Source organism: Asanoa sp. NPDC049573, assembly GCF_040676615.1.
Lineage (GTDB): Bacteria > Actinomycetota > Actinomycetes > Mycobacteriales > Micromonosporaceae > Asanoa.
Map to the genome: position 1 here is coordinate 22,078 of NZ_JBFAPI010000038.1, position 10,021 is coordinate 32,098.

Here is a 10,021-nt window from a genome sequence, read left to right on the forward strand (position 1 = left end):
TCTGGTTTCAGGGGCGCGGGAGGCGGGCCTCCTTCGGGCGGCGATCGGGGCGCAGGCCGCGCCAGGCCGGGTGGCGTAAGCGGCCGTCCGGCGTCACCGAGCGGAAGACCACCTCCCCGACCACCGTCGGCCGAACCCAGCGCACCCCGCGCCGGTCCGCCGTCGGGATCTGGTGTGCCAGCGGCGAGCGGTCCGTCTCCAAGGGGGTGAGCAGCGCGAGCAGTTCGGCCAGCATGTCGTCGGTGAAGCCGGTGCCGACGCCGCCGCAGTAGGTCAACGCGTTCTGCTCGTCGTAGGCGCCCAGGGCGAGCGAGCCGATCGTGCCCGCCCGCCGGCCCCCGCCGGGCTTCCAGCCGACCACCACCACCTCGGTGGTCTGGATGAACGGGGTCTTGCGCCAGACCGGAGAGCGCCGGCCCGGGTGGTAGGTGCCGTCGGTCCGCTTGGAGACCACGCCCTCCAGGCCGCGTTCGCGGGCCGTGGCCATCACGGCGTCCGGGTCGGTCTCGAAGAAGGGTGCGACCAGCACCGGCTGCTCGTCGATGCCGAGGTCCTCGAGCACGGCGCGGCGCTCGTGCCACGGCCGGCCTATCAGCGGCTTGTCGAGGAACAGCACGTCGAAGACGCCGTACACGACGGGGGTCGAGGAGACCAGCGCCCGGCTCGGGTCGACGACGTGCATCCGGCGTTGCAGCGACGAGAACGACGAGACGCCGTGCTTGTCGAAGGTGACGATTTCGCCGTCGAGCACTACGCGGCGGCGGCCGACCAGGTCGGCGACCACGGCCAACTCCGGATAGCTGGCCGTGACGTCGAGGTCGTTGCGCGACATCAGCCGGATCCCACCGCCGCCGTCGGTGTAGGCGACCGTGCGGACGCCGTCCCACTTGAACTCGTACGCCCAGCCGGGTGTCTTGGGGATCTCGCCCGGTGTCGCCAGCATCGGCTCGATCACCGCGGGCCAGCTGGGCCGGCGCGGGCTCATCGGTGTGTGCTTTCGAGTTCCGGCGCCTCCGGTTGCTCGCCCTCGATGTCGAGGCGCGGCAGGATGCGGTCGAGCCAGCGGGGGATCCACCAGGCCCGGTCGCCGAGGATCGCAAGGATCGCCGGGACCAGGATCATCCGCACGATGCTCGCGTCGAGCAGCACGGAGACGGCCATGCCGACGGCCAGCATCTTGATCGTCGGGTCCGGGTCGGCGACGAAGCTGATGAACACCACGATCATGATCAGTGCCGCGGTCGTGATCACCCGGGCCGTCGCGCCGATGCCCAGTGCCACGCTGCGCCGGGTGTCTCTGGTGCGCAGGTAGGCCTCGTGCACCCGGGACATGAGGAAGACCTCGTAGTCCATCGAGAGGCCGAAGACGACGGCAAACATGATCATGGGTACGTAGGCCGGGATCGACAGCGGCATGTCGACCCCGATCCAGGACGCTCCCCAGCCCCACTGGAAGACCGCGACGATCACGCCGTAGGCGGCGCCGACCGACAGCAGGTTCATCAGCGCGGCCTGGATGCCGATCACCAGCGAACGGAACGCCGTGGTGAGCAGCAGCAGCGAGAGCACCACGACGGCCAGGATCAGCCATGGCAGCCGCTCGACGGTGCGCGCGGTGAAGTCGTCGTAGCTGGCGGTCTGCCCGGTCAGGTAGGTCGCCGCCGGCACGGTCGGCAGCACGTCGTCGCGGACCCGGTGCACCAGGTCGGTGGTCGCCTGGTCGCGCGGGCCGGTGGTCGGGACGACGTTGATGATCGCCGTGTTGCCTTGCGGGTTGACCAGCGGCGGCGTCACCGAGGCAACACCGGGTTGCTGCTCCAGCGCAAGCTGCGTGCTGGTCAACAGGGTCTGCGGGTCGGCGCCGGGCGGGATCGAGACAACCACGGTCAACGGGCCGTTGGCGCCGGGACCGAAACCCTGGGCGATCAGGTCGTACGCCCGGCGGTCGCTGTCGCTCGTCGGGTCGGTGCCCGGGTCGAGCTGGCCGAAGTCGATCCAGATCAACGGAATCGTGATCACCAGCAGCACCGCTACCGCCGCGAGCGCCCATGGCCACGGCTTCTTGCTGACGTAGCGACCCCAGCGGGCGAACGCGCCCTGCTCGTGCGCCGGGTGGGTCACCGGGTCGCCGCCCGGTTCCGCGGGCCGCTCGTGGCGCATCGAGCGGATCGTGCGCCCGCTGAGCCCCAGGAAGGCCGGAATCAGCGTGAGCGCGGCGACCATCGTCATCGCCACCGCGATCGCCGCGGACACGCCGAGCGCGCTGATGAACGGCAGGCCGGCGATGTAGAGGCCGAGCATCGCGATGATCACCGTGGTGCCGGCGACCAGGATCGCCATCCCGGAGTGCGTGTTGGCGCTGCCGGCCGCCCGCACGTAGTCGTTGGCCGCCGTCAGGTCTTCCCGGTGCCGCGCGACCTGGAACAGCCCGTAGTCGATGGCGACGCCGAGGCCGAGCAGCGTCGCCAGGGTCGGCCCGGTGGTCGGGAAGGTGAACGCCGCGGCCAGCAGCCCGATGATCGAGAGTGCGCCGAGCACCGAGAACACCGCGGAGACGAGCGGGACGAGCGCCGCGACCACCGAGAAGAAGATCAAGAAGAGCAGCACGAAGGCCACCACGACGCCGACCACTTCGGACGCGATGTCGTTGGTGCCCTTGGCGATCTGCCCGGCGGCAGCACCGTATTCGACGGTCAGCCCGGCGGCCCGGGCCGGCGCGACCGCGCTGTCGAGTTGGTCGAGGTAGGTCTGGCCGAGGGTGTCGGTGGAGATGTCGTAGTCGATGTTGCCGTAGGCGATCGTGCCGTCCGGCGACACCGTCGGCGGGCTGGTGGCGAACGGGCTGGCCGCGCTGACCACGTGGGGGAGTTGACCGGCGTTGACGAACGACTGGTCAACGGCGGCCTGCGAAGCGGCCACGGTCGTGCCGGGCGGCGACTGGAAGACGAGTTGACCCACGAACGTGCTCTGCCCCGGGAACTCGGCCGAGATGACCTGGGTGCCCTTCTCGGACTGGCTGCCCGGCACCGTGTAGTCGTTGACGTAGTCGCCGCCCCACCGGTTGTTGCCGACCACGAGCCCCACCAGCAGCACCACCCACGCGGCGATGACGACCCAGTGCCGGCGGGCGCACCAGCGCCCGAGGCGGGCCAGAAACGCATGCATGCCTGCCCTTTCCGGCGACCGGGAGAACGGGCATACAGCTTAAAACGGTCAAGTCACCCGGGTGTCGTCCTCGCGGAACTCGGTAGCCGGCCGCCCGCCGTTGGCGTAGCGGTCGTGGTCGCCGGTCCGCAGCTCGACCCGGCGGATCTTCCCGGACAGTGTCTTGGGCAGCTCGGCGAACTCGATCCGGCGGACCCGCTTGAACGGCGCGAGGTGCTCGCGGCAATAGGCGAAGATCGCCGCCGCGGTCTCGGCGTCGGGCGCCCAGCCCTGTGCGAGCACCACGAACGCCTTCGGCACGGCCAGCCGCACCGGGTCGGGCGAGGGAACCACCGCGGCCTCCGCGACCGCCGGGTGTTCGATCAGGACGCTCTCCAACTCGAACGGCGATATCCGGTAGTCCGACGCCTTGAACACGTCGTCCATCCGCCCGACGTAGGTGATGTAGCCGTCGGCGTCACGCGAACCGACGTCGCCGGTGTGGTAGAAACCGCCGGACATCGCCTCCGCGTTGCGCTCCGGATCGCCGTGGTAGCCCACCATCAGCCCGAGCGGTCGGTGCGCCAGGTCGAGGCAGATCTCGCCGTCGTCGCCCGGCTCGCCGCTGATCGGATCGACCAGGGCCACGACGTACCCCGGCAGCGGCCGGCCCATCGAACCCGGCTTCACCGGCTGGCCGGGTGTGTTGGCGATCTGCACGGTGGTCTCGGTCTGCCCGAACCCGTCGCGGACGGTCAGGCCCCACGCGCGGCGTACCTGCTCGATGATCTCCGGGTTGAGGGGTTCGCCCGCGGCGACCGCCACCCGCGGCGGCGTGGCCAGCTTGCGCAGGTCGGCCTGGGCCAGCATGCGCCAGACCGTCGGCGGTGCGCAGAAGGTGGTGACGCCGCAGCGGTCCATCTGGGCCATCAGCGCGGTCGCGTCGAACCGGCTGTAGTTGTAGAGGAACACGCAGGCCTGCGCGTTCCAGGGCGCGAAGACATTGCTCCAGGCGTGCTTGGCCCAACCCGGCGACGAGATGTTGAGGTGTACGTCGCCGGGGCGCAGGCCGATCCAGTACATGGTCGACAGGTGACCGGCCGGGTAGGACGCGTGGGTGTGCTCCACCAGCTTCGGCAGCGCCGTGGTCCCGGAGGTGAAGTAGAGCAGCAGCGGATCGCCGGCCCGGGTCACCCCGTCGGCGGTGAACGCGTCCGACGCGGAGGCGGCGGCGGTGTAGTCGAGCCACCCCGCCGGTGCGTCGCCGCCCACCGCGATCCGGGAGTAGTCGCCCGCGACGTCGGCCAGCTTTCCGGTCGAGCCGGTCGTCGTGATCACGTGCCGGGCACCGCCGCGGTCCAACCGGTCGCGCAGGTCGGCCGGCCCGAGCAGCGGCGTCGCCGGGATGATCACCGCGCCGAGCTTGGCGCAGCCCAGGATCGTCTCCCAGAGCTCGACCTGGTTGCCGAGCATGACGATGACCCGGTCGCCCCGGTTGACCCCGGCCTCGTCGCGCAGCCAGTTGGCGACCCGGTTGGAACCCCGGCTCAGCTCCCGGAACGACCGCTTGGCCTCCGACCCGTCTTCTTCGACGATCCACAGGGCGGGGTCGTCGTTGCCCTCAGCCATCGGGTCGAACCAGTCCAGCGCCCAGTTGAACTCGTCGAGCGCGGGCCAGCGGAATTCGGCGTACGCCCGCTCGTAGTCGTCGGCGACGTCGAGGAGATAGTCCCGCGCCGCCCGAAACGCTTCTCGGCTCACGGCCTCAGTCTGCTACCGCGAGCGCTGGAGCGCGCCACACTGAAGACCATGAAATATCTGATCATGGTGTACGGCAATCCGCGCTCGCGGGCGATCTGGGAAAGCTTCACCGACGAGCAGCGGGCCGCCGGCATGACCGAACACCTGGCTGTGGGCGAGGCGATGGCCGCGGCGGGCGAGTTGATCCTGTCGGAGCGCCTGGCCGACCCGTCGACGGCGACCCGCCTGCGGGGCCAGCCCGAGGCCCTGGCCGCGCTGGGCCTGCCGACCGACGGCCCGTTCGCCGAGTCCAAGGAACAACTGGCCGGTTTCTACCTGGTCGACTGCCCGTCGCCGGAGCGCGCACTGGAGTGGGCGGCGAAGATCCCGGAAGCCGCACTCGGTCTGGTCGAGGTGCGCCCGGTCTGGTCGGGCGAGATCGGCGACCACTGACCGGTCCTTGATCTTGGGACCGGGAGAAACCTGCTGTGAGTTGGCTGGCACCGCAAACCTCTGAGGAACCCGCAAATGCGGTGAGTTAAGAGCCGCAAATCCTCGCGTTCGCCGCCGAGCGGTGCGAAACCTCCGATTTCGCCGGAAGAATGGGCACCCATCGGCTCTGGACTTCCGAGGAATCTGGGTTACGTTGAGGCTCCTATCCCCGATCCCCCCCGGGCCTATGACTGTCTGTGAAGATGCACCCCCCGCTGTAACCCCGTACGTCATCGAGGTCGGCGCTCTCAAGCCGGCATTGATTCGCGCCGCGCGGCTCTTCGCGGAGACGGCGCTCGTGCCGACCGGTCTGCTCTACATCCTGTTGCACACCGCCGGCCTGGTGCCGGCGCTCGCGGCGGTTCTGGGCTGGTGCGTGCTGACCGTCAGCATCCGCTGGATCTCCGGCCGGCACCTCCCCGGCACGCTCCTGGTCTGTGCCGGCGCGCTGTGCGCCCGGGCCGCGGTCGCCCTGGTGCTCTCCAGCGCCCTGGTCTACCTGGTCCAGCCGGTGATCGCCTCACTCTTCATGGCGGCCCTGTTCCTGCTCAGCGCGATGTTCGGCAGACCGATAACGATGCGGCTCGCCCGCGACTTCGTCTCGCTGCCGGTGCACCTCCTGCACCACAAGGGCATGCGCCGGGTGTTCACCCAGACCGCAGCGCTGTGGGGCCTCGGCCGGCTGATCGACGCCGGGATGAGCCTCGGGTTCCTGCACATGGGCCTCGATGCCGCCCTGCTGTCCCGCGGCCTGTTCAGCGGCGTCCTCACCGCGGTGATGGTGGCGATCTGCGCGGCCTGGGGCATCTGGAGCCTGCGGCGCATGCCAGACGTGAAGTTCCGGTTCGGCGAGCCCAAGACCGCCGCCGCCCCGGTCCCCGCCGTCGCGGCGGCATAAGGGCCGGTCAGCGCAGCAGCGTCCGCACTTCCTTGGCGAGTTGGATCGACGCTTCGATCTCGGCCTTGCGGATCGAGACGCTCTCGACGTTGAAGCCGAACGGCATACCCAGCCGGCGGCAGAAGGCGGCCAGCTCGCGGGCGTTGGCGACGCACTGCTGGTAGGACTCGGTCAACGGGTCCGGCGAGCGGCTGAGCGAGTTCTCCAGCCAGCGCGGGATGTCGACGCCCAGCCAGCGCAGGAACGCCAGCGTCTTGAGCGAGCCGCAGACGGAGAGCGTGAAGAGCACCGGGCGCGGGCGTACGCCACGCTCGGTGCAGGCGTAGAAGTAGTCCGACAACAGGCTCTTGGTCGCGTCGACGTGGTAGACCACCTGCGAGATGAAGAACGACGTGCCGCGCTCCTGCTTGGCCAGCATCCGCAGGTGCTCATCGCCGCGTCGCGTGTAGCGCTCGGTGATGGTCACGCCACCAAGGTTCAGGTCGGGCCGGAGGCGGTCGCGCAGCGCGTGTGCCTCGTCGAGCCGGGTCCGCACCGGTTTCGTCGACGACGACGGCCCGACGAACACCGTCATCACCTGGTCGGCGTCGAGCCCGCCCAGCCAGCGCGACAGCTCGGCGGCCGGATATTTGCCGACGCAGCGGTAGATCACCACCGGCCGCCGCCAGCCCGCCAGATGGCCGGCGTGATAGGCGGCGGGATCCATGGTCGGCAGGTAGGGGAAGGGCCGCCGCTGCGGGTTGCGGTCGCCCTCGTCGTCGATGTCGTAGAGCACCAGCCCGTCGAGGTCGACCCCGGCCAGCCGGCCCAGGGTCACTTCGGCGATCCGAGCCGCCTCGTCCGCCGCGACACTCTCCCGCGGCGGCGTCAGGCCGAGCAACAGCACCTCGTCGCCGGCGGTCAAGGCCGCCGCCAACGGGTTTCCGTCCGACTGCGCCACCGGAACACCGTACGTCTTGATCAACGCGGCCAGGCTCGAGGTAGGCACGATCGACGCCGAACTGGCCCGCCACCTGACGGCACCAGGGCCCGGACGACGCGAGCGCCGCTGCGCTCCTCCATCGCCTGGATGGCGTTCCGCCGCCCGGCCGCTCAGCTGTAGGTGCGCCGCCGGGTCCCCAGCGCCGCCGCGCCCAGGAAACCGGACACCAGTGCGCCCAGGAACAGCAGGGCGATGTAGGGGTCGACCAGTTCGATGCGGCTCTCGGACACCTGGACCGCCGGTGGCAATGTCACCGGTACGACGAGGGGGATCAGGTCGGCGGGGCCGGCGCTGGCGATGACGTCGACCAGGATGACGATGCCTAGCGCGCCGACCGTCGCGGCGAACAGGCCGGCGAGCGCGGCCGCCCGGTCGTCGTGCGGGCGCTGGGCCAGCGCCGCGGCGCCGAGCGCGCCCAGCGCGACCAGCAGCACCGCCGGCCCGACGCTGCGCGGCACCGGCGGCGCGGCGAACATCAACACCGCCGCGGCGGCGACGATGGCCAGCCCGGCGCCGCCGCCGATCAACAGCACCCGGGTGGTCGCCGCACAGCGGCGGGAGGTCACGGCCAGGAAGCCGAACAGGTAGGTGCCGATCAGCAGGGTCAGGATCCAGCCGCCCTCGCGCAGCTTCTGGCCCGGGTTGGCCGACGATGCGATGCCCGCGACGATGCCGGCCACCGTGCCGGCCAGGACACCGCAGCATGCGAGCCGCACCAGGCGCGCCGTCCACGCGTCGCCAGGCCGCAGCATGATCACGCGCAGGCAACCCAGCAGGAAACGCCAGCGCTCCGCGCCGGAGTCGACGGCGGTCAGTTCCGCCCGCATCGCCCGGCCCCATTCGTCGCGCTCGCGCGGCAGTGCGCGCAGGGCGGCCGACAGCAGCCGGTCGGAGGGGTTCACCACGCACCGCGCGGTTGTGGCGCCTGGCGCGGTTGGGCGGCCGGCTCGGTGGAGGAAGCGGCCTCGGCGGCGAGGGCGAGGCCCGCGTCGGTCAGCCGGTAGAGATGGCGGGCCGGGCGGCCCTGCTCCGGCTCGGTCTCCCAGCTCGACTCGAGCAGACCGCGGTCGCTGAGGCGGATCAGGATCGGGTAGAGCGAGCCGGCCTTGAGGCCGACCTCCTGCCCGAGGTCGTAGCCATGCCGCCAGCGGGACGGGTCGGCCGCGAGGGCAGACAGCACCGCGACGGTCTGCGGGGAAGGGCGCCGAGATCTGGTCACGGCGCAACTCTATCTAGATAGAGTTAGTGGCGGATCGGCCGATCGGCCGGTGTGGCTGCCGGTGCCGGCTGCACCGCGAAGGGATCGCGGAGTTGCCGCATCGCCTCGACGCCGTCGTCGGCGGCCGGGCCCGGGGTGCTGGCGGCGGCATCGGCCTCCGGCGCGTCGGCCGGCGCGACGAACAGCGTGGCGTGGTCGTGGTTCGGCGTCATACAGGGTCCTCATTGGTGTGGGTGGAGTGCACCCGCCGCGACCGAGACGCCGACAGCGGTGAGTCTTACGTTGCCATTCAGATCAGCCAAGCCAGGCGTCGGCAACGTCGAGGGAATCAAAACTCCAACCGCGCCAATATAGCACGATTACGCCGTACGCCCGGCCGCGTCTCGATCATCCGGCCTAGGCTTCGGGAGTGGCGGAATCCCAGGTCGTGCGGGCCGGCTGGCCGGCTCTCCCGATCACCGACTGGCAACCGACGCGCGACACGGTCCAACTCTGGACGCAGATCGTCGGCAAGACCCGGCTCGCGCTCGCACCGCCCCTCAACCACTGGTGGGGCATCCCGCTGTATGTCAACGGGCGGGGCCTGACCACGTCGTTGATGCCCTACCGCGGCATCGGCGTCGAGGTCAGCTTCGACTTCGTCGCACACGCGCTCGACATCCAGCTGACGACGGGCGCCCATCGCCGGATGACGCTCGCCCCGCGAAGTGTGGCCGACTTCTACCGCGAATACCGCGCGCAGTTGGCCGCCCTGGGTATCGACGTGCACATCGTGCCGTGGCCGGTCGAGATCTCCGAGGTGGTGCCGTTCGACCAGGACAGGGTGCACACCGCGTATGACGCGCAGGCGATGCACGCGTTCTGGACGTCGCTGGTCTCGGCCAACCGGGTGTTCGACCGGTTCCGGGCCGAGTTCCGCGGCAAGGCCAGCCCGGTGCACTTCTTCTGGGGCGGCTTCGACCTCGCGGTCACCCGGTTCTCCGGCCGCCCGGCGCCGCGGCACCCGGGTGGCGTCCCCAACTGTCCCGACCGGGTCATGTGGGAGGCCTACAGCGACGAGGTGTCCAGCGCCGGCTACTGGCCGGGCGGTGCCGACGAGGGCGTCTTCTACTCGTACGCGTATCCCGAACCGGCCGGCTACCGCGACCAACCGGCCGGCCCGGGGGCCTATTTCGACGCGGAGCTCGGCGAGTACGTGTTGCCCTACGCCGCGGTTCGCGCCGCACCCGATCCGGACGCGATGTTGCTCGACTTCCTGCGTCACACCTACCGGGCCGCGGCCACCACGGGTGATTGGCCCCAGGGCCGAAAGGAGGCGGAGTGACCTGCGCAGAGCACCTCAACAACCTGCTCGAGACGGTTCCGGCAACCTGAGCATGGCGGGCTTCGGCGAAGGCACCCCCCCGGCCACGAAGACTAAGGCCCGTCTAGAAGCCCGTCGCCGAGAGTTCGCCGCGGAGCTTGGTCAGGGCGCGGCCGAGCAGTCGGGAGACGTGCATCTGGGAGACGCCGATCTGGTCGGCGATCTGGGATTGGGTCAGGTTGC

Annotated in this window: 11 protein-coding genes; 3 read left to right on the forward strand and 8 right to left on the reverse strand. The window is 70.6% G+C overall.

Annotated features, from left to right (window positions below; all coding sequences use genetic code 11):
* Positions 1-7: 7 nt before the first annotated feature.
* From ligD to AB0J74_RS38025, 3 genes are read right to left on the reverse strand one after another with little or no spacing between them, the layout of a single operon-like run.
* On the reverse strand, positions 8-985 hold the full coding sequence (gene ligD, locus AB0J74_RS38015; protein ID WP_363457878.1) for a non-homologous end-joining DNA ligase: 978 nt from the start codon (positions 983-985) through the stop codon (positions 8-10).
* Positions 982-3,165, reverse strand: a complete 2,184-nt coding sequence (locus tag AB0J74_RS38020; protein WP_363457881.1) for an MMPL family transporter — start codon at positions 3,163-3,165, stop codon at positions 982-984. Before AB0J74_RS38020 ends, ligD begins: the two co-directional genes overlap by 4 nt.
* Positions 3,166-3,213: 48 nt before the next feature.
* On the reverse strand, positions 3,214-4,905 hold the full coding sequence (locus AB0J74_RS38025) for an AMP-binding protein (protein ID WP_363457884.1): 1,692 nt from the start codon (positions 4,903-4,905) through the stop codon (positions 3,214-3,216).
* Between the two features lie 48 nt (positions 4,906-4,953).
* On the opposite strand from AB0J74_RS38025, the gene AB0J74_RS38030 reads away from it, so the two are divergent.
* Both AB0J74_RS38030 and AB0J74_RS38035 read left to right on the forward strand, forming a co-directional pair.
* Positions 4,954-5,337, forward strand: a complete 384-nt coding sequence (locus AB0J74_RS38030) for a YciI family protein (RefSeq protein WP_363457887.1) — start codon at positions 4,954-4,956, stop codon at positions 5,335-5,337.
* 226 nt (positions 5,338-5,563) lie between these two features.
* Entirely contained in the window at positions 5,564-6,274 is a 711-nt protein-coding gene (locus AB0J74_RS38035) for a hypothetical protein (protein ID WP_363457890.1), read from the forward strand.
* 7 nt (positions 6,275-6,281) lie between these two features.
* Here AB0J74_RS38035 and AB0J74_RS38040 read toward each other — a convergent pair whose 3' ends face one another.
* The 4 genes from AB0J74_RS38040 to AB0J74_RS38055 form a co-directional block, all read right to left on the reverse strand.
* Positions 6,282-7,214: a 5,10-methylenetetrahydrofolate reductase gene (locus AB0J74_RS38040; RefSeq protein WP_363457893.1), complete on the reverse strand. Its 933-nt coding sequence runs from the start codon at positions 7,212-7,214 to the stop codon at positions 6,282-6,284.
* Between the two features lie 152 nt (positions 7,215-7,366).
* A complete protein-coding gene (locus AB0J74_RS38045) occupies positions 7,367-8,158 on the reverse strand; it encodes a hypothetical protein (RefSeq protein WP_363457896.1) in 792 nt (263 codons plus the stop codon).
* Positions 8,155-8,475 (reverse strand): helix-turn-helix transcriptional regulator, encoded by a 321-nt coding sequence (locus tag AB0J74_RS38050; protein ID WP_363457898.1) that lies wholly within the window; start codon positions 8,473-8,475, stop codon positions 8,155-8,157. The genes AB0J74_RS38045 and AB0J74_RS38050 overlap by 4 nt, the downstream gene beginning before the upstream one ends.
* Before the next feature lie 23 nt (positions 8,476-8,498).
* The gene (locus tag AB0J74_RS38055) at positions 8,499-8,687 is read right to left on the reverse strand and encodes a hypothetical protein (protein WP_363457900.1); all 189 of its coding nucleotides are present in this window, start codon (positions 8,685-8,687) and stop codon (positions 8,499-8,501) included.
* 197 nt (positions 8,688-8,884) lie between these two features.
* Here AB0J74_RS38055 and AB0J74_RS38060 point away from each other — a divergent pair, with 197 nt between their 5' ends.
* The gene (locus tag AB0J74_RS38060; RefSeq protein ID WP_363457903.1) at positions 8,885-9,799 is read left to right on the forward strand and encodes a DUF5996 family protein; all 915 of its coding nucleotides are present in this window, start codon (positions 8,885-8,887) and stop codon (positions 9,797-9,799) included.
* A 103-nt stretch (positions 9,800-9,902) separates the two neighbouring features.
* On the opposite strand, the gene AB0J74_RS38065 is transcribed toward AB0J74_RS38060, so the two are convergent.
* Positions 9,903-10,021: sigma factor-like helix-turn-helix DNA-binding protein (locus tag AB0J74_RS38065; protein WP_363457908.1), on the reverse strand; the 119-nt coding region annotated here is incomplete at its 5' end.

What these genes read in the sequence shown, in the direction of transcription:
- ligD (WP_363457878.1), bottom strand. Translation starts at nt 985, where the DNA reads ATGAGCCCGCGCCGGCCCAGCTGGCCCGCGGTGATCGAGCCGATGCTG.
- AB0J74_RS38020 (WP_363457881.1), bottom strand. Translation starts at nt 3,165, where the DNA reads ATGCATGCGTTTCTGGCCCGCCTCGGGCGCTGGTGCGCCCGCCGGCAC.
- AB0J74_RS38030 (WP_363457887.1), top strand. Translation starts at nt 4,954, where the DNA reads ATGAAATATCTGATCATGGTGTACGGCAATCCGCGCTCGCGGGCGATC.
- AB0J74_RS38055 (WP_363457900.1), bottom strand. Translation starts at nt 8,687, where the DNA reads ATGACGCCGAACCACGACCACGCCACGCTGTTCGTCGCGCCGGCCGAC.
- AB0J74_RS38035 (WP_363457890.1), top strand. Translation starts at nt 5,564, where the DNA reads ATGACTGTCTGTGAAGATGCACCCCCCGCTGTAACCCCGTACGTCATC.